19 protein-coding genes are annotated in these 22,677 nt (G+C 67.5%); 8 read left to right on the forward strand and 11 right to left on the reverse strand.

Going from position 1 to position 22,677, the window contains the following annotated elements:
• Window positions 1-5 precede the first annotated feature (5 nt).
• The gene (rsgA, locus tag AWB94_RS26155; protein ID WP_062654479.1) at window positions 6-992 is read left to right on the forward strand and encodes a ribosome small subunit-dependent GTPase A; all 987 of its coding nucleotides are present in this window, start codon (window positions 6-8) and stop codon (window positions 990-992) included.
• Here the strand turns inward: rsgA and AWB94_RS26160 are convergent.
• The 4 genes from AWB94_RS26160 to AWB94_RS26175 all read right to left on the reverse strand — a co-directional run bounded on the left by AWB94_RS26160 (window position 989) and on the right by AWB94_RS26175 (window position 5,426).
• Window positions 989-2,236: a fatty acid desaturase family protein gene (locus tag AWB94_RS26160; protein WP_024454372.1), complete on the reverse strand. Its 1,248-nt coding sequence runs from the start codon at window positions 2,234-2,236 to the stop codon at window positions 989-991. The two genes, rsgA and AWB94_RS26160, sit on opposite strands and share 4 nt — an antisense overlap.
• Window positions 2,237-2,307: 71 nt before the next feature.
• Window positions 2,308-3,444 carry a ferredoxin reductase gene (locus tag AWB94_RS26165; protein WP_024454371.1) on the reverse strand — a complete coding sequence of 379 codons (1,137 nt, stop codon included), beginning with the start codon at window positions 3,442-3,444 and terminating at the stop codon, window positions 2,308-2,310.
• A 78-nt stretch (window positions 3,445-3,522) separates the two neighbouring features.
• Window positions 3,523-4,017, reverse strand: coding sequence for a DUF6912 family protein (locus AWB94_RS26170; protein WP_024454370.1), 495 nt, complete (start codon window positions 4,015-4,017; stop codon window positions 3,523-3,525).
• Window positions 4,017-5,426, reverse strand: a complete 1,410-nt coding sequence (locus AWB94_RS26175) for a WS/DGAT/MGAT family O-acyltransferase (RefSeq protein WP_036402166.1) — start codon at window positions 5,424-5,426, stop codon at window positions 4,017-4,019. Before AWB94_RS26175 ends, AWB94_RS26170 begins: the two co-directional genes overlap by 1 nt.
• A 250-nt stretch (window positions 5,427-5,676) precedes the next feature.
• Here AWB94_RS26175 and AWB94_RS26180 point away from each other — a divergent pair, with 250 nt between their 5' ends.
• Entirely contained in the window at window positions 5,677-6,138 is a 462-nt protein-coding gene (locus AWB94_RS26180; protein WP_234811890.1) for an Rv3235 family protein, read from the forward strand.
• Here the strand turns inward: AWB94_RS26180 and secA are convergent.
• The 7 genes from secA to AWB94_RS26215 form a co-directional block, all read right to left on the reverse strand.
• Window positions 6,135-8,939 carry a preprotein translocase subunit SecA gene (secA, locus tag AWB94_RS26185; RefSeq protein ID WP_062654477.1) on the reverse strand — a complete coding sequence of 935 codons (2,805 nt, stop codon included), beginning with the start codon at window positions 8,937-8,939 and terminating at the stop codon, window positions 6,135-6,137. The two genes, AWB94_RS26180 and secA, sit on opposite strands and share 4 nt — an antisense overlap.
• A 167-nt stretch (window positions 8,940-9,106) precedes the next feature.
• Window positions 9,107-9,778, reverse strand: coding sequence for a ribosome hibernation-promoting factor, HPF/YfiA family (gene hpf, locus AWB94_RS26190; RefSeq protein ID WP_062654476.1), 672 nt, complete (start codon window positions 9,776-9,778; stop codon window positions 9,107-9,109).
• Between the two features lie 302 nt (window positions 9,779-10,080).
• Window positions 10,081-10,710: a ComF family protein gene (locus tag AWB94_RS26195; RefSeq protein WP_062654537.1), complete on the reverse strand. Its 630-nt coding sequence runs from the start codon at window positions 10,708-10,710 to the stop codon at window positions 10,081-10,083.
• A gap of 33 nt (window positions 10,711-10,743) precedes the next feature.
• Window positions 10,744-12,507: an MtrAB system accessory lipoprotein LpqB gene (gene lpqB / locus AWB94_RS26200; RefSeq protein ID WP_062654475.1), complete on the reverse strand. Its 1,764-nt coding sequence runs from the start codon at window positions 12,505-12,507 to the stop codon at window positions 10,744-10,746.
• On the reverse strand, window positions 12,504-14,153 hold the full coding sequence (gene mtrB, locus AWB94_RS26205; protein WP_024454363.1) for an MtrAB system histidine kinase MtrB: 1,650 nt from the start codon (window positions 14,151-14,153) through the stop codon (window positions 12,504-12,506). Before mtrB ends, lpqB begins: the two co-directional genes overlap by 4 nt.
• Before the next feature lie 64 nt (window positions 14,154-14,217).
• Entirely contained in the window at window positions 14,218-14,895 is a 678-nt protein-coding gene (mtrA, locus tag AWB94_RS26210; protein WP_036402163.1) for a two-component system response regulator MtrA, read from the reverse strand.
• A gap of 63 nt (window positions 14,896-14,958) precedes the next feature.
• The gene (locus tag AWB94_RS26215) at window positions 14,959-15,588 is read right to left on the reverse strand and encodes a dTMP kinase (RefSeq protein ID WP_036402161.1); all 630 of its coding nucleotides are present in this window, start codon (window positions 15,586-15,588) and stop codon (window positions 14,959-14,961) included.
• Window positions 15,589-15,675: 87 nt separating this feature from the next.
• On the opposite strand from AWB94_RS26215, the gene AWB94_RS35930 reads away from it, so the two are divergent.
• The 6 genes from AWB94_RS35930 (at window position 15,676) to AWB94_RS35270 (ending at window position 22,653) form a co-directional block, all read left to right on the forward strand.
• Complete coding sequence (locus AWB94_RS35930) at window positions 15,676-16,374, forward strand: WXG100 family type VII secretion target (RefSeq protein WP_051561874.1); 699 nt, start codon at window positions 15,676-15,678, stop codon at window positions 16,372-16,374.
• Window positions 16,371-16,658 (forward strand): WXG100 family type VII secretion target, encoded by a 288-nt coding sequence (locus AWB94_RS26225; RefSeq protein ID WP_109761916.1) that lies wholly within the window; start codon window positions 16,371-16,373, stop codon window positions 16,656-16,658. The genes AWB94_RS35930 and AWB94_RS26225 overlap by 4 nt, the downstream gene beginning before the upstream one ends.
• Window positions 16,649-21,337 carry a toxin glutamine deamidase domain-containing protein gene (locus AWB94_RS26230; RefSeq protein WP_084394894.1) on the forward strand — a complete coding sequence of 1,563 codons (4,689 nt, stop codon included), beginning with the start codon at window positions 16,649-16,651 and terminating at the stop codon, window positions 21,335-21,337. The genes AWB94_RS26225 and AWB94_RS26230 overlap by 10 nt, the downstream gene beginning before the upstream one ends.
• 446 nt (window positions 21,338-21,783) lie before the next feature.
• Window positions 21,784-21,957, forward strand: a complete 174-nt coding sequence (locus AWB94_RS35265; protein ID WP_165605250.1) for a hypothetical protein — start codon at window positions 21,784-21,786, stop codon at window positions 21,955-21,957.
• A 109-nt stretch (window positions 21,958-22,066) separates the two neighbouring features.
• Window positions 22,067-22,291, forward strand: a complete 225-nt coding sequence (locus tag AWB94_RS26240; RefSeq protein ID WP_062654471.1) for a hypothetical protein — start codon at window positions 22,067-22,069, stop codon at window positions 22,289-22,291.
• A gap of 86 nt (window positions 22,292-22,377) precedes the next feature.
• Window positions 22,378-22,653, forward strand: a complete 276-nt coding sequence (locus AWB94_RS35270; RefSeq protein ID WP_085122529.1) for a hypothetical protein — start codon at window positions 22,378-22,380, stop codon at window positions 22,651-22,653.
• Window positions 22,654-22,677: the final 24 nt, after the last annotated feature.

Consider the following 22,677-nt stretch of genomic DNA (forward strand, 5'->3'; position numbering starts at 1 on the left):
CGGATTTGAGAGCGGCCGATTACGACGAGTCCGATGTCCGGGTGCGCCCGGGCAAGGGGTCGCGGCCGCGTACCAAGAACCGCCCCGACCATGCCGACGCCGCCGAGGCGATGGTCGTCACGGTGGACCGCGGCCGGTGGGGCTGCGCCCTCGACGGCGACCCGGACCGCCACGTGACCGCGATGCGGGCCAGGGAACTGGGCCGCACCCCGATCGTGGTCGGTGACGAGGTCGGCATCGTGGGCGACCTGTCCGGACGGGCCGACACACTGGCGCGCATCGTGCGGCGCGCGGAGCGCCGAACGGTGTTGCGCCGCACGGCCGATGACACCGACCCCACCGAACGGGTGGTGGTCGCCAACGCCGATCAGCTGCTCGTCGTGGTGGCCCTGGCCGACCCGCCGCCCCGCACCGGGTTCGTCGAGCGGGCCTTGATCGCCGCCTACGCGGGTGGACTGGAACCGATCCTGTGCCTCACCAAATCGGACCTCGCACCGGCGGAACCGTTCGCCGCCCAGTTCACCGGCCTGGATCTGACGGTGGTGACCGCCGGGCGCGACGACCCACTGGACGTGGTGGCACCGATGCTGACCGGCAAGGTGACGGTGCTACTGGGCCATTCCGGTGTCGGGAAGTCGACACTGGTGAATCGTCTTGTGCCCGAAGCCGACCGGGCCACCGGCGAGGTGACCGGGGTCGGCAAGGGCCGGCACACCTCGACGCAGTCGATCGCGCTGCCGCTGCGGGAATCCGGCTGGGTGATCGACACCCCCGGTGTGCGGTCGTTCGGGCTGGCGCACATCGCGCCCGACGACGTGGTGCAGGCCTTCTCGGATCTGGCCGAGGCGGTGCAGGACTGCCCGCGCGGGTGCGGCCACATGGGCCCGCCCGCCGACCCGGAATGCGCGCTGGACGAGCTGACCGGCGCCGCCGCGGCGCGGGTGACCGCGGCGCGGCGGCTGCTGGCCACCCTCAAAGAGCCCGCCTACTAGGCGGCGCGCTTGTCCCGGCGCCACCCTCGCACGGTCGCGATGGCGGTCTTCAGGCCGCGACGCCGGCCGGTGGCCGGGTCCTCGACCCCGAAACCTTCGAGCTCGTCGAACATCCGCTCACTGCGGGTCTCCGGGGCGTTGTCGGCGGTGTCGCGCAGATACTTGTTCGGCAACGACAGCTTCGCGATGGTGCGCCACGTCTTGGCGTACTGCACCAGGAACGAACCGGTGGTGTAGGGCAGGTCGTACTTCTCGCACACCGCCTGCACCCGCAGCGACACCTCATAGAGCCGGTTGCTGGGCAGGTCCGGGTAGATGTGGTGTTCGATCTGGTGGCACAGGTTGCCGCTCATGAAGCGCAACACCGGACCGTTGCGGAAGTTCGCGCTGCCCAGCATCTGGCGCAGGTACCACTCGCCACGGGTCTCCCCGACCATGTCGGTCTTGGTGAACTTCTCCGCACCGTCCGGGAAATGGCCGCAGAAGATCACGGCGTTGGCCCAGACATTGCGAATCACGTTGGCCCAGAAGTTGGCTCGCGCGGTGGACTTGTAGGTCGCGGCCGGCGACAACGACGTCAACGCCGGGTAGGCCACGTAGTCCTTGAACAGCTGCTGCGCGGACTTGGTGCCGAACTCCTTGAGCCGCTCCATGGTGGCCTTGCGGTCGTCACGGCCCTTGGCGATCTTGCCGAGCTCCAGGTGCTGCAGTCCGACGCCCCACTCGAACAACATCGCCAGGGCGGTGTTGTAGAGAAGGTTGAAGGCGTTGAACGGCTTCCACCGCTGATCGCGGGTGACGCGCAGCAGGCCGTAGCCCACATCGTCGTCCATGCCGAGGATGTTGGTGTACTTGTGGTGCATGAAGTTGTGGGTGAAGCGCCAGTGCTTGGAGGCACTGTTCATGTCCCACTCCCACGTCGAGGAGTGAATCTCGGGATCGTTCATCCAATCCCACTGGCCGTGCATGACGTTGTGGCCGATCTCCATGTTCTCGATGATCTTGGCCACGCCCAGGGTCGCCGTACCGGCCCACCAGGCGGAGCGCCGCGAACTCGCGGCCAGCATCACCCGGCCCGCCACCTCGAGCGCGCGCTGGGCGGCGATGGTGCGGCGGATATAGCGTGCGTCGCGCTCGCCGCGGGAGTCCTCGATGTCCTGCCGGATCGCGTCGAGTTCGACGGCCAGGCTCTCGATATCGGCTTCAGTCAAGTGTGCGAACGCCGGCACATCGGTAATAGCCACTGGTCAACCCTCCTATCCGTTTCCTACTCTAGCGTAACCTACGCTACCGTAGGTTAGCTCCGGGTAAACAGTTATGCGTCCAGCACACAATCGCCGGACGCCGCCGAGACACACGTCTGCACACGCGTTCCCGGTTCGTGTTCGACGCCCGTGCGCAGATCGCGCACGTGTCCGTCCAACAAGCCGACGACGCAGGACTGGCAGATGCCCATCCGGCAGCCGAACGGCATCCGGACACCGGCGCCCTCGCCGGCCTCCATCAACGACGTCGCCGCGTCGGCCTGCACGGTCTTGCCGCTGCGCTCGAAGGTCACCGCGCCGCCGGTGCCGTGCGGCGCCGCCCGCGAGACCGCGAACCGCTCCAGGTGCAGCTTCTCGCCCAATCCGGCTGCGGTCCAGATCCTTTCGGCATCATCGAGCATGCCCTCCGGGCCACACGCCCACACCTGACGGTCCCGCCAATCGGGCACCACCTCGCCGAGCCGCAGCAGATCCAGCCGACCCTGCGTCCGAGTGGTCCGCACGATCAGCCGGTAGCTGGGATGCGTCTCGTGCAGGGTGGCCAGTTCGGCCGCGAACAACACGTCGGCTTCGGTGGGGGCCGAGTGCACGTGGACGACATCGGTGATCTGGCCGTGCCGGGCCAGGGTGCGCAGCATCGACATGACCGGGGTGATCCCGGAGCCTGCGGTGATGAACAGCACCTGAGGCGGCGCCGGATCCGGCATCACGAAATTGCCCTGTGGTGCCGCCAGCCGGACGATGGTGCCCGGCGTGACACCCTCCACCAGGTGGGTGGACAGGAAGCCCTCGGGCATCGCCTTGACGGTGATGCTGATGGTGGCGCGCCGCCCGCTGCCGGTCACCGGCGGCGAGGTCAGCGAGTACGACCGCCACCGCCAACGCCCGTCGATCGGCAGCCCGATGCCGATGTACTGGCCGGGCTCGTAGTCGAAGGTGAAGCCCCATCCCGGCTTGATCACCAGGGTCGCCGAATCCGACGTCTCACGCCGGACCTCGACCACCTTGCCGCGCAACTCGCGGGCCGACCACAGCGGATTGGCCAGCTTCAGGTAATCGTCGGGCAGCAACGGGGTGGTGATCCGGCCCGCGATGGCACGCAGGGTCTTCCAGTGCGCCGGCCCCGGAATCGAGGGACGGACCGTATCGGCAACATTGGCCGTGTTCTTGACGGTGCTCTTGGCCACGCAACCTACGGTACCGTAACCTACGGTGCCGTATCTAGTACTCGGCGGTAACTTACTCCTGTGATCGGCCCGACACCGTCACAGCAGTTCGAGCAGGAACGGCAACTCCTGGGGCGCGTACCAGGCCAGATCGTGGTCCTGCGCATCCCCGACGGTGAGCTCGGCATCCTCGTCGCCGAGGTCAGCGGCGTCGATCACCTCGATGGCCGCCAGCACCGCCTCCTCCGCGGCCGCGTTGTCGACGTAGACCGCCACGATGTGGTCGTAGTCGATCGGGCCCGCCAACCGCACCACGGCGTCATCGAGGTCGGGGCGCACGGTCACTCCCTCTGCGTCGGCCACCACCACCACGCGGCGCGGCGGCAGGTCACCGACGCCGCCGGCCAGCAATCTCAGCGACGCCAACGCCGCCTCCCCGAGGGCCACCTCGGCCAGTTCCTCGTCGTCCCCGTGCGCGTACGCCTCGCGCAGGGTCGGGGTGACCGCGAACGCCGTACCGCTGCGGGCGTGGATCACCCGGTCGGCGATCAACTGTTGCAGCATCGCCAACGTGGCCGGCACATACACGCGCATCAACGGGCCGCCTCCAACAACTCGTCCAAGGACTCTCGCAACAACGACGGAAAGACGTCCACGTCGCTCATCGCGTCGCGGTCGGCGTTGATGCCGAAATACAGCATGCCGTTGTAGGACGTCACGCCGATCGCCAGCACCTGATTGGTCAGCAGCGGGGGCACCGCATACGTCTCGATGAGCTTGGTGCCCGCGATGTACATCTGCTTCTGCGCGCCCGGCACGTTGGTGATGAGCAGGTTGAACTGGCGGGCCGAGAAACTGGTGGCGACCCGGATGCCCATGGCGTGCAGGGTGGGCGGCGCGAAACCGGACAGCGTCACGATGGTGCGCGCGTCGACCAGACTGACCGCGGTGGAATGCGACTCGGTGGCATGCGCGATCTGGGACAGCCGGACCACCGCGTTGCCCTCCCCGATCGGCAGGTCGACCAGGAACGGGGACACCTCGCTGATGGCTTGGCCCGGCCCCGTCGAGTCGATCTCGGCGTCCGGGTACACCGAGTTGGGCGCCATCGCGCGCACCGTCGAGGTGGCCGTCACCGGCTCGCCCCGCGACAGCAGCCAGTTCCGCAAGGCACCGGCCACCACGGCCAGCACCACGTCGTTGACGTCGCAGTCGTAGCGGGCCCGCAGCGCCCGGTAGTCGTCCAGGCGGTGCCCGGCGACGGTGAAGCGCCGGTTGCGCGAGACGGTGGTGTTGAGCGGGCTGTTCGGCGCGGTGCCACGGGCCACCGTCTTGGCCACCTCGGCGACCCGGCGTCCGACGTCGACGAGCGCGCCGGCGTTGGTGGCCACCTCGGTCACCGTCGAGCGCATCGCGGCCAGCTGGGCGGTGGGCCGGGTGATCCACTCACCCAGCGCGCCCAGCAGCAGCGCGGTGTCGCTCGGTTCACGGGCCGGGATCCAGATGTCCTCGCCGAACTCCGGCGGCTTCTGGCTGCGGTCGGCGATCACGTGGCCGATCTCAAGCGCCGACATCCCGTTGACCAGGGCCTGATGCGATTTGGTGTAGATGGCGATCCGGTTGTTCGTCAGCCCCTCGACGATGTACATCTCCCACAGCGGCCGGGTCTTATCCAACGGCCGCGAACCCAGCCTGGCGACCAGGTCGTGCAGCTGGGCGTCACTGCCCGGGGACGGCAGCGCCGAACGCCGGATGTGATAGGTGATGTCGAAGTCGCGGTCGTCGATCCACACCGGCCGGGCCAGGCCGAAACTGACCTCGCGGACCTTCTGCCGGTAGCGCGGGATCTGCGGCAGCCGGCGCTCCACGGTTTCCAGCACCGACTCGTAACTCAGCCCGGCACGCGGTTTACGCACGATGGACAACGACCCCACGTACATCGGGGTGGCCGTGTTCTCCATGTGGAAGAAGGCCGCATCCGATGCCGACAACCTGGTCACCATCGTGGTGTGGCCCCTCCCCCCTGGTCCGTCGGCCCGGCGTTCAGGTAAACGCACGAATGACCGTCAACTTAGCGGCAATGCACCCGGGGCCGCATCACAGGTGCGTGGGAGCCCTCCGCAACCGTGCGATCATCAATATGCCTGTGCCTCTCCAGCAGCGTCCTGTCCGTGCCGTAGCGCTGGAATCGTCTTGGAGAGACTCACTGTGACCACCCTTCCGCATCCCGCCGCCGAACCTCGCCCCTCGTGTGTGACGAGGCCGATCATCGACTGCGAGCCGCCGCCGCTGGGCCCGGTCGCCTGCCCACCCCCGGCCCTGGTGCTGCGCAAGAGATCCGCACCGCATCTGCGGTTCGCCCCGCGCAGCGAGCCTGCCGAGCCGGTGCCGGCACCGGCGGGCGCGTTCGCCGACGCGGCGCTGCGCCGCGTGCTCGAGGTGATCGACCGCAGGCGGCCGGCCACGCAGTTGCGCGGGCTGCTGGCGCCCGGCCTCGTCGATGCGACGGTGGCGCTGGCCCGGGCTCCCCAACCCGGCGGGGCCGCAGTGCTGCGCCGGGTGGGGCTGCGCCGGGCCGCCGGCTGCGGTTCCGAACGCGTCGACGCCGCCGAGGTGTTCGCCAGCTACACCCGCGGTGCGCGGGTGCGCGTCATCGCGGCCCGCATCGAACTGGTCGCCGGGCGCTGGCAGGTGGTGGCGCTGCAGGTGGGCTAACGCCGCTTGGACTGGCGGGCCTGCTGGCGGGCCGCTTCGCGGCGTTCCTTGCGGGTGCCCGGCTCGGGTGCGGCATGGCGGCCACCGGAGGACCGCTGCACCTCGGCAGAGCCGTCCTCGGCCGGTCCGGAGTACGTCAGCGCCGGGGCCCGGTCGCCGTCCTGGATGCCCTTGGCCTGCACCCCGGCCGGCCGCTCCTGGGTGGCCACCTGTCCCTGCGCCTGCTGCGCCGCCGCGGCCGCGAACTCGGCCAGCCCCTGGGACATCGGGGTGGCCTGCGGGGCAGGTGCCTGCGGAGCCGCCTCGACCGCCACGTTGAACAGGAAGCCGACCGACTCCTCTTTGAGCCCGTCGAGCATGGCGACGAACATGTCGTAACCCTCGCGCTGGTATTCCACCAACGGGTCACGCTGGGCCATCGCGCGCAGGCCGATGCCCTCCTTGAGGTAGTCCATCTCGTAGAGGTGCTCGCGCCACTTGCGGTCGATCACGTTGAGCAGCACGTTGCGTTCCAGCTGCCGCATCGCGCCCTCACCGCCGATCGCGTCGATCTGCTTCTCGCGCTCGGCGTACGCCCGCTCGGCATCCTCGATCAGCGCACCCAGCAGTTCGTCGCGGGTCAGTTCGCCGGGCTCGCCGACGGCATCGGAATCCAGCAGATCGTGATGATCGATACCGACCGGGTAGAGGGTCTTGAGCGCCTCCCACAGCTTCTCCAGATCCCAGTCCTCGGCGTAGCCCTCGCCGGTGGCGCCGTCGACGTAGGCGGTGATGACGTCGACCATCATGTCGTGGGCCTGCTTCTGCAGGTTCTCGCCCTCGAGGATCATCCGGCGTTCTTTGTAGATGACCTTGCGCTGCTGGTTCATCACCTCGTCGTACTTGAGGACGTTCTTGCGGACCTCGAAGTTCTGCTGCTCGACCTGGGTCTGCGCGCTCTTGATCGCGCGGGTGACCATCTTCGCCTCGATGGGGACGTCGTCGGGCAGGTTCAGCCGGGTCAGCAGGGTTTCCAGGGTCGCCCCGTTGAACCGGCGCATGAGCTCGTCGCCGAGGGACAGGTAGAACCGCGACTCGCCCGGGTCACCCTGACGGCCGGAGCGGCCGCGCAGCTGGTTGTCGATACGCCGCGACTCGTGCCGCTCGGTGCCCAGCACGTACAGACCGCCGACGGCGATCACTTCCTCGGCCTCGGCCTTGGCCTCGGTCTTGATCGCCTTGACGGTGGCGTCCCAGGCCGCGTTGTACTCCTCCGGCGTCTCGACCGGGTCGAGGCCCTGGTCCCGCAGCCGCTTGTCGGCGAGGAACTCGACGTTGCCGCCCAGCACGATGTCGGTACCACGGCCGGCCATGTTGGTGGCCACCGTGATGGCGCCACGGCGGCCTGCCTCGGCGATGATGTTCGCCTCCTGCTCGTGGTACTTGGCGTTGAGCACGTTGTGCGGGATGCGCCGCTTGGTGAACTGCCGCGACAGGTACTCGGAACGCTCGACCGACGTGGTGCCGATCAGGACGGGCTGGCCCTTCTCGTAGCGTTCGACGACGTCGTCGACCACGGCGATGTACTTGGCCTCTTCGGTCTTGTAGATCAGGTCGGAGGCGTCCACCCGGATCATCGGCCGGTTGGTCGGGATGGCCACCACGCCCAGGCCGTAGATCTCGTGCAACTCGGCGGCCTCGGTCTCGGCCGTACCGGTCATGCCGGAGAGCTTGTCGTAGAGCCGGAAGTAGTTCTGCAGGGTGATGGTGGCCAAGGTCTGGTTCTCGGCCTTGATCTCCACATGCTCCTTGGCCTCGATCGCCTGGTGCATGCCCTCGTTGTAGCGGCGGCCGATCAGCACACGGCCGGTGAACTCATCGACGATGAGCACTTCGCCGTTGCGGACGATGTACTCCTTGTCGCGCTCGAACAGCTCCTTGGCCTTGAGCGCGTTGTTCAGGTAGCTCACCAGCGGCGAGTTGGCGGCTTCGTACAGGTTGTCGATGCCCAGCTGGTCCTCGACGAACTCGACGCCGATCTCGTGCACACCGATGGTGCGCTTCTTCAGATCGACCTCGTAGTGGACGTCCTTCTTCATGAGCGGGGCCAGCCGGGCGAACTCGGCGTACCAGTGCGAGGCGCCGTCGGCCGGGCCGGAGATGATCAGCGGGGTCCTGGCCTCGTCGATCAGGATCGAGTCGACCTCGTCGACGATGGCGAAGTTGTGGCCGCGCTGCACCATCTCGGGGACCGAATGCGCCATGTTGTCGCGCAGGTAGTCGAACCCGAACTCGTTGTTGGTGCCGTAGGTGATGTCGGCCGCGTACGCCGCCCGCCGTTCGTCGGGGGTCAGGCCGGACAGGATCACCCCGACCTCCAGTCCCAGGAAGCGGTGCACGCGGCCCATCTGCTCGGCATCGCGTTTGGCCAGGTAGTCGTTGACGGTGACGATGTGCACGCCCTTGCCACCGAGGGCGTTGAGGTAGGCGGGCAGGATGGCGGTGAGGGTCTTGCCCTCACCGGTCTTCATCTCGGCGACGTTGCCGAAGTGCAATGCCGCGCCGCCCATCACCTGGACGTCGAAGTGGCGCTGTCCGAGCACCCGCCAGGCCGCCTCGCGGGCGACGGCGAAGGCCTCGGGCAGCAGATCGTCGAGCTCGGTTCCGTCGGCGACCCGCTTGCGGAACTCGTCGGTTTTGGCACGGAGTTCGGCGTCGGTCAGCTTCTCCACGTCATCGGACAAGGTGTTCACATAGTCAGCGACCTTTTTCAGGCGCTTGACCATGCGGCCTTCACCGAGACGGAGCAACTTTTCGAGCACGCTATTTCCTCTTCGGGTGGATTGGAATCTCAGCTGGTAACTGCGGTCCATCGTAGGTGACCGCCGTCGGCTGCCCCGCGAGATGCAACCCGAATGACGCCACGAGCCCCCGGCTGCGCGCCGGGGGCTCGTGCTGGATATCGCTCGGATATGGCCGGGATGGGGACTCAGGCCAGCCTGATGAGGCCGTAGTCGTAGGCGTGCCTGCGATACACCACCGACGGCCGGTCGGACTCCTTGTCGTGGAACAGGAAGAAATCGTGTCCGACGAGCTCCATCTCGTAGAGCGCGTCGTCGACGGTCATCGGCGTGGCCTGATGCTCCTTGGTGCGCACGATCCGGCCGGGCTCATGGTCGACGACGGCCACCTCACTGGGTGCCGGCTCGGGCTCGCTGGGCAGCTCCTCCTGCGGGATCACCGCGGTGGCCTCGTGCAGCGAGACGGGCCTCTTGTCGCCGTAGTGGATCTTGCGCCGGTCCTTGCTGCGGCGTAACCGGTTCTCGAGTTTGCAGACCGCCGATTCCAGCGCGGCGTAGAAGCTGTCCGCGCACGCCTCGCCGCGCACCACGGGCCCGCGACCGCGCGCGGTGATCTCGACGTGCTGACAGTTCTTGCGCTGGCGCCGGTTCTTCTCGTGGTCGAGTTCGACATCGAACAGGTAGATGGTTTTGTCGAAGCGCTCCAACCGAGCCAGCTTCTCGGAGACATATATCCGGAAGTGGTCGGGAACCTCGACGTTACGGCCCTTGACGACGACGTCGGCGTTGGTGACGCGCGGTGCGTCGTCCTCGTCCATAACCATGGTGTTGCGCTCGGTTTGCACGGATTGGGTTGACATACTTGACAACTCGTTTCTCCTGCGGTGTCGCACGCGCACGGCGTGCCCGGAATGTCAAAGAAACGCGTCGACGGAGCAGTGCAGAAGCGGCGCCCGCCGGCGCAAGGTGTCGACTACTCACCTCCTACCGCTTCTTGGCAGCCGCTCGGTTGCATGGGCGCCCGTGAAGGGTGCCGCCGTGAAACCTTCACGGGTGGTTGGCCCCAACGTAGTCCGTGTTCACCTGACTGTGCCACCAATTTCGCAGACCTGTTTTGAGTTCTTCATCTCGCGGCAATCGACGTCTCCGTCACCGCCGGTCATCACGCGTTGGCGATCGCCAGTACCGCCTGCACCGACACGCCGCAGGTTTGCAGCGCGGCGACCGACGCACACGCGGTGGCCCCGGTGGTCACCACATCGTCGAGCAGCACCACGGGGGCCGTCGGCGCGACGCGCACGCGCACCCGGCCGGCCAGATTGCGCTGTCGGTCCGCACTGGACAGGCCCACCGAGTCCTTGGCGAAGCCGGTCAGCCGCAGGGACCGGGTGACGGTGACCCCGGGCAGCCCACCGGTCGCCAGCCGGGCGACCCGGCCGACCGGGTCACCCCCGCGCCGGCGCGCGGCGGTCCACCGGGTGGGTGCCGGCACGACGGTCAGGGGCGTGTCCAGCAGCCCCCAGGTGAGCAACTGCGTGAGTCCGGTGCGCACCGCGAGCGCCAACGGCGTGATCAGGTCGGCCCGGCCGTGTTCCTTGGCCGCGACGATGGCCCGTCGGCGCGCCGCGGCGTAGCGCCCCAGCGACAGCACCGGGACGCCCGGATCGAGCCGGGGTGTCACGACGCGTGGTTCGGCGGCCTTGGCCCGCAGCTCGGCGTCGCACACCGGGCACCAGCGGGTGCCGGGCGCGGCGCAGCCACCGCATTCGACGGGCAACACCAGGTCGAGCAGCATGCGTTCAGTCTGGCGCCGGGCACCGACACGTCAGCCGGGCAACACCGGCAGCGCGCCGGCCACCATCAGCGGGCGCACCTCGGACCAGTTCAGGTCGTTCTCGGCCGCCGAGCCCGACAACTGCAGCACCCCGCGCTGGTCGGCGACGTACACCGTGGACGGGTTGGCCGCCACGGTGGTCACCGGCGCGACCAGGTTCTGCGCCGGCCCGTCGGAGTTCACCCCGTCGAGGTTCACATAGGACACCGGATGTGCGGTATCGGTACGGGTGACGACGATGTCGTCGCCGGTGCGCCAGGACAACGACACCGCGGTGTCGCCGAGCCCGAAGCCCAGCCGGCGGGGATAGGTCAGCGCGTACTGCCCACCCGGGGTCTGCTCGACCCCGGCCAGGATCACCTGGCCGTTGATCACCATGGCCGCGCGGGTGCCGTCGCGGGACAGCTGCAGTTCCGAGATGGGCCCGGAGAATTTCGTCGCCACCGCCGTCGAGTCCACGGGGATGCGGGCCGGCTGCCCCGAGGCCGCCTCCTGCAGGACGCGCACCACGTTGTTGCCGTCGACGACGATCCAGATCGCGTCGTCGAGTGACCAGGTGGGCCGGGTCAGGGTGCGGCCGTCGATGGCCTGGCCGGTGTTGCCGCCGAGCGGCCCGATCCACAGCGACGAGGACATGTCGGGGGCGCCGGGCCGCAACACCACCACCGTCGCGGCCTCCTGGCCGCTGCGCGACAATGCCGCCGACACCTGTCCGGGCGTCTGACCAAAGGCGCCCGGCACCCGCGGCGCGTTCTGGCCGTCCAGGGACACCATCGACCCGCCGATCAGGGCGTGCAGGCCCGCGGCCGCACCGTCGGCCGCGCCGGGGTCGCTGGCCGCCACGTCGGCGGTGTCCCAGCCGTCGGCGAACCGGTCGTCCAGCGCCGCGCCGTCGGCGTTGATCACGTACGGGCCGTTGATCCCGGCCCGGTTCAGCGTCCAGATGATCTGTGCGGCAAGCAGTTGCCGGGTGTGCGGATCGGTGGTGGACAGGTTCTCCAGGTCGATCCGGGCGCCGCCGTAGCCACGCCCCACCCCCGTCTTGCCGCCGTCGGCACGCGTCACCGGCCCGCGCAGGCGCAGCGGGGCGGCCAGCAGGTTGCGCACCGTGCGGGCCATCTCGGGGCGTGGTCCGGTGATCAGTTTGGTGACCAGTTCGGTGGCCAACTGGTCGGGGTCGGCCACCGCGACGTAACGCGGGTCGGGCACCACGGTCTTACCGGTGGGATCGGAGAAGTACAGGGTGCTGCGCTTGTAGGTCTGCTGGAACTGCTGCCAGTCCAGGAACACCCCGTTGGGCAGCTTGTCGATACGCCAGCCGCCGGGGGTCTTCACCAGTTCGATGGCCCCCGGGTCGGGCAGCGCACCCTCGGCGGTCTCGAAGACCCCGATATCGGACAGCGAACCCAGCATGTCGGCCCGCATGTTCACCGAAACCCGTTCTGGGCCACGGGTTTCCACGAAGACCACCCGGTCGATCAGCAGCGCGCTGCCGGCGTCGTCCCAGCCGCGCGACGCCGACTCGGTGAGGAATTGCCGGGCCGCCAGGTGCCGGTTGGCGGGATCGGCGGTGGCCTTGAGGAATTCACGCAGCAGGACGTCGGGGTCCATTCCCGGGGTCGGGGTGGGCAGGCTGGGTGGTGCGGCCCGCTCGACAGTGCCGATCGCTTGCGGCGACGACGAACTGGGCACACCGGCGCAGCCGGACAGGGCCAGCACCGCGGCGCAGAGCACGGCCAGCAGACGGTGCGTCACACGCCCTCCCCCGCCGGTTCGCGTTCCCGGCGCGGTGCGCCCGCTTGATCGACGGGCTTGAGGGGCAACGGGCTGGTGGTGACCTTGTGGCCACGCACCAGCGGCAGGGTGAGCCGGAAGCAGGCACCCTTGCCGGGCTCACCCCACGCCTCCAGCCGACCCTGGTGCAGCCGGGCGTCCTCGATGCTGATGGCCAGGCCCAGTCCGGTGCCGCCGGAGCGGCGGACCCGCGACGGGTCCGAACGCCAGAATCGGCTGAACACCAGCTTCTCCTCGCCGGGGCGCAGGCCGACACCGTAGTCGCGGACGGTGACCGCGACGGTGTCCTCGTCGGCGGCCATCCGGATCTGCACCGGCTTGCGCTCGGCATGGTCGATGGCGTTGGCGATGAGGTTGCGCAGGATGCGTTCCACCCGACGGGGATCCACCTCGGCGATCACCCCGGTCAACGGCATGTCGACGTCCAACTCGACACCGGCGTCGGCGGCCAGGTGCCCCACGTTGTCGAGTGCGCTCTGCACCACCGAACGCAGATCCACCGCCTCCACCGCCAGCTCGGCGACGCCGGCGTCGTGCCGGGAGATCTCCAGCAGGTCGGCCAGCAGAGTCTCGAAGCGGTCCAGTTCGTTGACCATCAGCTCGGTGGAGCGGCGCAGCGCGGGGTCCAGGTCCTCGCTGTGGTCGTAGATCAGGTCGGCCGCCATCCGCACCGTCGTCAGCGGGGTGCGCAGCTCGTGGCTGACGTCGGAGGTGAAGCGGCGCTGCAGATTACCGAACTCCTCGAGGTTGGTGATCTGGCGCTGCAGGCTTTCGGCCATGTCGTTGAACGACACCGCCAGCCGCGCCATGTCGTCCTCGCCGCGGACCGGCATGCGTTCGGACAGGTGCCCCTCGGCGAACCGCTCGGCGATCCGTGATGCCGAGCGCACCGGCAGCACGATCTGGCGGGCCACCAACAGGGCGATGGCCGCGAGCAGGCCGAGCAGCACGATGCCACCGGTGGCCATGGTGCCGCGCACCAACGCGATGGTGGATTCCTCATTGGTCAACGGAAAGATCAGGTACAGCTCAAGATTGGGGACCGACGACGAGGTGGGGCTGCCGACGATCAGCGCCGGCCCGGAGAAGCCGTCGGTGTGCGCGGTGGCGTATTGATAGCTGACCTGGCCGGCCTTGACGAAATCGCGCAGTTCCTTGGGGATCTGCTGCACCGGACCGGCCGCGGTGGCCGCCCGCGGCCCGTCGCCGGGCACCACGAGGACCGCGTCGAAGGCACCGGCCAGCCCCGCACCGGTGTCGACCTTGCGGTCGATCAGGGTGTTGCGTGCCAGCTGCAGGCTGGAGTCGAGTGAGCGGGTCTCCTCACCGCCGACGATGCCGCTGACGGTGTTGCGGGCACGTTCGATCTGCTCGGTGGCGGCCCGCACCTTGACTTCCAGGATGCGGTCGGTGATCTGGCTGGTGAGCACGAAACCGAGCACCATGATGACGGCCAGGGACAACCCGAGGGTCAGGCTCACCACGCGCAACTGCAGGGAGCGTCGCCACGCGAAACCGATTGCCCTGCCGAGGGCGCCCAGCCCGCGTACCACCGGACCGGAGCCGCGGAAGCGGCTGCGGACTCGACGCCGCGAGCCGAAGATCACTGGTACTGCCTACATGTCACGGCGTCGGCGAGCCGACCGATCACGACGTCGGCGAGCCGACAAATCACGGTGGTCCGGCCTTGTATCCCACTCCTCGAACGGTCAGCACCACCTGCGGGTTCTCCGGGTCGGTTTCGACCTTGGCCCGCAACCGCTGGACATGCACGTTCACCAAACGGGTGTCGGCGGGGTGACGGTATCCCCACACCTGTTCGAGCAGCACATCACGAGTAAACACCTGCCGCGGTTTGCGCGCCAACGCCACCAGCAGGTCGAACTCCAGCGGGGTCAGCGAAATCTGTTCCCCGGCACGAGTCACCTTGTGCGCGGGCACGTCGATGTCGATATCGGCGATGGACAGCATCTCGGCGGGCTCGTCGTCGTTGCGGCGCAGCCGGGCCCGGACGCGGGCCACCAGTTCCTTGGGCTTGAACGGCTTCATCACATAGTCGTCGGCACCGGACTCCAGGCCCAGCACCACGTCGACGGTGTCGGTCTTGGCCGTCAGCATGACGATGGGCACCCCGGAGTCGGCGCGCAGCACCCGGCACACGTCGATGCCGTTCATGCCCGGCAGCATCAGGTCGAGCAGCACCAGATCGGGGCGCAGCTCCCGCACCGCGGTGAGCGCCTGGGTGCCGTCACCGATGACGGCGGTGTCGAAACCCTCCCCCCGCAGCACGATGGTGAGCATCTCGGCCAGGGAGGGGTCGTCGTCCACGACCAGGATCCGTTGCCTCATGGGACACCATGGTGTCACCAAACCGTGACAAACCGCCGGTGCCACACCGCGACGGGTTCGGACCTAAGCCAGAAGGTTGCCCGCCAGCTCCGCGGGAACCACGTCGGGAGCGGCTACCACCCATCGGCCGGCCCAGTCGGCAGCGGCCAGGGCGCGGTACACCGCACCGGTGCGGCGCTGCAGGCCGCCGTCGCGTTCGTAGGCGTCGCGGGCCCGGTCGGACTCCTGCGCCGCGCGGGACACGGCGCGTTGCTCGGCCAGTTCGACCGGAACGTCGAGCAGCACCTGCCAATCCGGGCGGGGCAACGCGAAGCGGCCGAACTCGAGGTCGTGCACCCACGCCACCACGTCACCGTCGGCGCCTTGATGCAGCCGGGCGGCGCTGTAGGCGGCGTTGGATGCGACGTAACGGTCCAGGATGACGACGTCGTACCGGTCGGTGCGGCGCAGGATCTCCTCGCGGGCGCCGGCGCGGTCGAGCGCGAACAACGTCGCCATCGCGTACACCGAGTCGGCCAGGTCGCCGTGGCCGCCGTGCAGCGCCTCGGCCGCCAGGTCGGCGTGCACCGATTCGCCGTAGCGCGGGAAGGCCAGCGTGGTCACCGACTTGTCGCCCGCCTCGAACCCGGCCCGGAGGCCTTCGGTCAGGGTGCGTTTGCCCGCGCCGTCCAGGCCTTCGATGACGATCAGCACCGGGCGAGCGTAACTGGTGCACGAGAACCCCCATCGCGGCTAATAAGCTGCACTGTGGAGCGGACCGTCGAGGGACACGGGGGTGTGATGGAACGTCCGGTCGAGGTCGTCGTGTCCGACCTGCACCTCGCGTCGGGCCGGCTGCGTGATGCGGGACAGCGGCTGCAGGACGGCCTGTCCAGCGTCGACCTGGAAACCCGCGAGCTGCTCGGCTCGGGTTGGAAGGGTGGCGCGGCGTCCGCATTCTCGGGTGCATGGGACCAGTGGCACAACGGCGCCGGTCAGGTCATTCGCGGCATACAGACCATGTCCGAGCTGCTGCGGGTCGCCGCCGATCAGTACGCCCGCGCCGACGAGCAGGGCGCGGGCGCCATCGCGTCGGCATCCCCGGAGCCGAGCGCCGGGCCGGCACCGGCTGCTGCCGGTGGGGAGGCGCCGAGCGGGGCGCCCGTACCCACCGCGGCGTCAACGGGCCCAGCGAGTGCGGCCGGTTCGGCAAGTCCAGCGGGTGCGGCCGGTTCGGCGGGTTCGGCGTCGGGTGCGGCGGCCTCCGGAGTGTCCGATGCCGTGTCCCAGGTGGGGCAGCTCGGCGGTCAGGTGTCATCCGGGCTGGCCCAGGCCGCCCAAGCGGCGGCCGGGATGGCGCAACAAGTCGGCCAGGCCGTCGAGCAGATCGTCGAACAGGCCGTCCAGCAATCGGCCGAGGCGGAGAAAGGCGGCGACCAGGCACCCGTCGAACCGCCGCCGTCCGATGCGCAGCCACCGAGCGGTGAGGTGCCGCGATGACGCAACTGGTGGTCGATTTCGGCAAGTTGCAGGCGGCGATCGAGCACATGCAGGCGTTCGAACGTGAGGTCACCGAGTCCCTGGAGGACATCGACCACACCATGGCCGCGCTTCGGGCGTCCTGGCATGGCGAGGGCTCGGATTCCCAGGCCCAGGCTCAGCAGCAGTGGGAGGACGGCGCCGAGCAGATGAAATCGGCGCTGAAGCAGTTGCGGTCGATCGCCCAGGCGGCACACAAGAACTACTCGGAAGCCGTGACCAGAAACGGCGCGATGTGGGGGTAGTCGCCTCGGCGCACGGCCGGATCGAGGTGGATCCGGACGTCCTGATCAACGCGGGCAAGCGCGTCGAGTCGCTGGGAACGCAGCTGGCGATGCTGTCCGACTCACTGGGTGCGGCGCTGGGCGGTGGTATCGCCTCCGGTGCCGATACCGCGGGCCTGAGCTTTGGACTGCAGTATGGCCGAATCGCGGACGATTTCGCGAAAGCACTTGCCATGGCGGCGAATTCGTACCTAGGCGTGGGCCGCATGCTCCAGGCAACCGGCTACAACTACCGTAATGCGGATGCGGCGTCGACCATCGGCGGCCAGGGCCCAAGCGGCGGCGTCGGCCCTGCGCCGGCCGAGAAGGTGGCCGCCGATCTGCCCACCGGACCGAACGGGGTTATGGTTCCGCCGCCCGGCAAGTGGTACCTGGTCGAGCCGCTGCTGCAGGTGCTGCCCGGGCTGGGGTTGATTGCCGGCACGGCGATGAGCTGGCCGTCGGGTCATTCGGCAATGATGAATGTTCTTGCGGCGCAATGGCGAAATTTCAGCACCGGGTTTGCCATCTTCCAGTCGGAGCTCAATGCCCTCAAGCCGGCCGTCGCGGCGCAGCACATTCCCGAAGGCGACAAGATCGCCGAGGCGTTCGACAACCTGGGCACAGCCATGTCGTACCTGACGGATACGGCCACCACAACCGCCCAGAAGATCTCGGATTTCGCCAAGCAGGTGCAACAGGTCCAGGATGCCATCCGCCGACTACTGGACCGGTTGTCGCTGTCGGGGCTGTGGGACACGGTGACCGACTTCTTCACCGGCGATGGCATGAAGGTGCTCCGCGAGGTCGCTCGCGACGTCAGTACCGTGCTGGGCAATTTCCAGCGCCAGGTCGAGGGCATCGTCGGCCTGCTCAACGAACTCAAGGAAGTGATCAGCGATGCCGCTGACGCCTTCCAGAAGTGGATCCGGCCCGTTCTGGTCGCTCAGTTCGGCGACGACGTCGGCAATTTCCTGGCCGACGCCGTCACCCTGTACACCGACTTCCAGGTGGGTGTAGCCAACGGTCTGATCAACACCGTGTCCGGTGTCGTGTCGATGGCCGATCCGGCTATGTGGAAGGGCATGGCCGAAAAGGCTTGGGAAGTGGCGAACGATCCCAGCAAAGCACCCGGTGTGCTGGCCGAAATGGGCAAGCAGTTCATCGCGCTGGACCAATGGAAGGGTGACCACCCTGGCCGGGGCGCGGGTGAGGCGGCATTCAATATCGGGTCGTTGTTCGTGCCGGGCGGGGCGCTCTCGAAGACCGGCAGCGTGGCCAAGAGCCTGAACATGACCCGCCGGGTACTGGAAGAGGGTCGCCTGCCCAAGCTCCGTGAAATCGGCGAGTGGAGCCGCGGCGCGCCGAAGTTCGACGGGGTGGGAGACCTCCCGGGCGGGCAAGGGATCCCCGATGTGCCGGAGGTCAGGCCCGGCGCGGTGCCCGATTCCCTGATCGGGCCGACGGCCCCGCACGGTATCGACGCGCCCACCACGCCGCGCGGGCTCGACAGCCCGCAGGGACCGGCCGGCCCACCCGATCCGCCGGGGCCACAGAGCACGCCCGGCGGCAGCCATCAAGGAGGTGGTGGCAACCCGCCACCGGATCCACCGGGGCGTTCGGTTCCGCCGTCTGCCGCGGATTCCGGGCCCGGCCGAGTGGACGGGCCAGCATCGCAACCACCGAGCCCACCGCCACATACGCCGGGACCGACGCCGCATACGCCGGAGCCGTCACCGAGTGCGCCGGAAGCATCGCCGCGCGCTCCCGAGGCGTCGCCACCGGCCGCCTCGCCTCCGCCCGAAACACACGGCACGGCAGGGGCTCCCGAGACGCCACGCGCACCAGAGCCGAGTATGCATGCGCCCGAGGCGGGTTCGCACGCGCCCGAAACGGGTTCACACGCAGCCGAATCCGGTTCGCACACCACCGAAATCAGGGAAACCTCCACACCCGGCGGTCATGAGCCGCCGGCGGCGAGCCATCCGCCGGTGGAGCACCAGCCGACCGTCGACCAGCCCCGTGCGCACGAGCCGGCTGCTCACCAGTCAACGCCGTCCGAACCCGTCGAGACGAGTCCGGTGTCGACACCCGCCGGACAACACCCCGCTGCGCATGCGCCCATGGTCGGCGGGATGCCGATGGGTCCGCACGTCGCCGGGCCCGTGCACACCGCGCCCGATCACTCCCCCGCCGCCCGCACCTCGACCCCGGATGCTTCCGCGCGCGCTCCCGAAACGCGGTCACCGGAGGCCCGGTCGACCGAAACCCGCTCCCCGCAAGCGAATCCGCCGTCCATCAGTGGTGCGGGCCCGTCGGCTGAGCGCTCGCCGTCGGCGCCGGTGAAGGCGAGCGCGACCCCGTCCGAATCCGCACCTGCGCGCGAGCCGATGCACCCCACGCAGGATGCTCCCGCAGCCCGAACCGAAGACCAGTCCGTACCTCACCGGGATGAAACACCCACTACCGCAGCGCATCATCCCGCTGACCCGGCCGGCTCCAGTCATGATCCCAGAGCTGGTGATGGTCCCGGGCAGCCGGATCATTCCGGGCCAGTGGGCAATCCGGCGAACGATCGCATCTACGGGCCAGGACAGCTCAGACCGGTCGAGGATCCGGCGTATCAAACCGCAGTAGAAGACGCCCTCCGTGCGACGAATGGTGAGTATCTGAGGCACGCAGATCCACGGATGAACGACTACGGCACGCTGATCAACGACGGCGGGCACACGGTCCCGGGACGCTCCAACAATTGCCTCGACTGCTCGCTGTCGGCCCTGTCATCATTTCGCGGTGATCCGACGGTAGCTGCGCCACGCTTTCTGGACCGCTTGCAGAACGGATTGATTGATACCCGCAGTGGAGAGCAGGCTGGCCTGAGGCGGGCAGCCGATTGGTTGGGCGACCCGGTCAGACCGGTGTCACCTTCGCTCCCGATAGCTCAACGTTTCGCCGAGCTACATCAGCAGATTGCGGATATGGGTCCAGGCTCATCCGCTTTGGTCGTCAACGAGTGGCACAAGTGGGACAACCTCACCAACACGCCGATCACTGACAAATACGGTCGGCCGGTACTTGACGGCTCACACGCGACGGTCGTGGTGTATCCCGAAGGAGCCGAGGGTCCCATCTGGTGGGACCCTCAGATGGGCACCATGTTTGACCATCCGCCTCACTCGATGGTGGAACGCAGCGCCTCGCTGTGGGCCACACCGGTACCACCCCATGAAGGAGTACATCACCATGGATCTGGAGACGCGGGAACAGGCACTGGCGTATCTGGCGCAGATACAGCCAGGCGTGAGATTCAGGGTGGATCCGTTCGAGAGTGGATGGATCTGCAAGGAGGACATCCCGCCGGAGGAGAACCTGACCCGGGGCCTCGGGATGGCGAGCTTGATCATCGACAAGCAGACCGGAGTAGTGACGGTTCAGTCGAGCCTGCCGACGGATCTGGTGGCGAACGAGTACGCGGAGGCGAAGAGAACTGGGAGCCCCCTGCCCGGCCGGCAGATCTATCCGTACCAGTGGAGGATCACCATTCGGCGCATCCAGGAGACCTCGGAAGCGATCGTCTATCACATGACAACGACGTCCCTGAGCGATCCGCACGCACCGACGGCGGAGCATCCATTGACCATCGAGAAGCGCACGTACATCAGCAATCCGACGGATTGGCTGTCGAGCGTGGCGACGTCACACGCGGAGTGGCTGAGCCGACAGAACCAAGGGGTGTGGCCGGAGACGGCGACGACCGAGGTGTAGGTGGTGATGCGGCCGACCGATCCCCCGGCGAGGCGCCACTCGGCCACGAGACTGGTCGAGATCCCTCTGGGGACCCACACCAAGGGCACACCGATCCCGACGGCCCCAAACATGATGAGCCGCCTGGGGAACACCAAGCCGATGACGCGTCGAATCATCACGACGATTCCTCGCCCTGGGAAGGACCGGAGGGCGAACGGGCAGCCGTACTGCTGCCGGCGGACGACTCCGGTTACCGAGTACAGCCCAGAGATTGTGATTTCCTTGGTATCTCACCCGAACAAGTTGAGGCCTGGGCCAATCGCGAAGCACCGCTCGGAATGACACCGACAGAATTCAAACAGTTCAGTAGCTCGCTCTACGACGCCCTATCCAGGGACGGTTTCTCTCCGCAAGACCTCGACGTCCGCCTGCAGGGTTCGTCGGCGCGGTTCTTCTCCGGTGAACACAAATGGCTTCCAACCGAATCTGAGCTTGCCGCTCACCCCGAAGCACAAGCACGAGCGAACAGTTGGTTCGGCGATGACGACAGCCGCCCATTGCGACGCCCGTTCGACTCGATGTACCGCCTTGGACTGGACGATGAGCCGAGCGACTATGACATTCAGATTTCGTCTGATTCGATGGTGGCGTCATGCCGGCACGTGTGGGAAGCCAACGGATCTCCCGACGAGCTCATCCATCCAAAATATGGGTTTGTGAACAAGGATATTTTTCGGGCGCTGTTCCCGCAGATGTGGGAATGGGCCCAAAACTGGTCCGAACGAACTGGTCGTCCCGTGGTACCTGCACTGTTTTCAAGCTCGGGGCCTCCTGACACCACCCACACCGGAGTGTCCTCACATTTCCGGGACTCCGACTGGCCGATTTACCCCGAGGAGAGGGAGCAACCATGAATCATCTGGTGCTCGTCGTCGACATTCAAGGCCGGATAGATCAAGAAGGCCTGGAGCGACTTCGGGCGAATCTCAGCTTGAAGAAACAAGGCAGGTTGACTGACGACTGGGACCAAGAGTTTGGCCACCGAAGAATCACGCGATCATCTGGTGCCTACTCAAGTGTCGGCCTATTCCGGAACTTCGACGGCTCCTGGAAGGTCCAAGTAACCGATACAGAGGAACTGGACCCAAGTAACACAGATATAGCAAGTCTCCGTAGCGAACTCGTCGCGGGAATCACGAAGTCCGGTTACCAGGCAACCGTCCGAGCGAAGCCGACGTTCGGCGCCGCACCTCGAGATCGTGACTGAAGTCCAAGAGATACTCGTTCCGACTCTGAACGCCATAGGCTTTTCGCTCGACGCGATCGACGACGACACCGATGTCGGCGGCGACATCTCAGTGTGGCGTACTACGCGCGCAAGGACTGCAAGGATCCAGATCTGCCACTCAGTGAGGTTGCAAGGGCCGCGAAGGCCGGGCACGACAGCTTTGAGAACCCTCTGTTCTGGGTCAAGGTGCGCATCGAGACCTACGTCGACGTTGCGCCAACAGGCATCTTGAAGATGTACGGATGACTGTCGCCGGGACACTCCTGCCCATGGCGTCACAGCCGCGTGCGCCGTTCACCTCCCGCTTGCCTGTACAACGAACCTCCTCAACACCGAATGTCGAAGGTGCTCCGCAATGAATCTGGCCGAACTGGCGACGGAATTGTCAGCAATCGGGATTCCAAAGGAGGTTGTGGCGGTCGGAGGCAGGGCGGACTACGCATGGTGCATCGAGCGGGCTTCCGATGGCCATTGGGAAGTCTTCTGGTATGAACGTGGGAACAAGAATGATCTGGTCACATTCACCAATGAGTCTGATGCCGGCCATCAACTCCTGGCCAGACTCGCACCCAATCCGTGAAATGCCGCACATTCGTGAGCACACCCAATATCTTCCGCCTCGAAAGGTCGGCGAACAGAAATTGCGTGTCACTACACCGGAGCCGAATGCGAGCCTTCCTGATGCGTGATCTGCCAACCTGCGGCGCTGTCGCCGTGTTCGGCGGCCGTCGCCTCAAGATCCAGTTCGGGGGCGCCGATTGGGTCGCGGTTACTCCGCCGGCGGGATCTCACATTCCGGATGGATTAGAGCGCGTCGAGTCCAGCCGCGCAGATCCCGAGCCGTTAGTGACGTTACCGATCTCCGCGCTTGATGCCATCGTCGATATCTGGCTCTTCACAGATGAGGGTGTAGAGGTGGTTGGCGCGTCGTTGCCGGGATAGAGGTCGAGGTCTCTCGAAAATGAG

It is taken from the genome of Mycolicibacterium canariasense (assembly GCF_002101555.1).
GTDB lineage: Bacteria > Actinomycetota > Actinomycetes > Mycobacteriales > Mycobacteriaceae > Mycobacterium > Mycobacterium canariasense.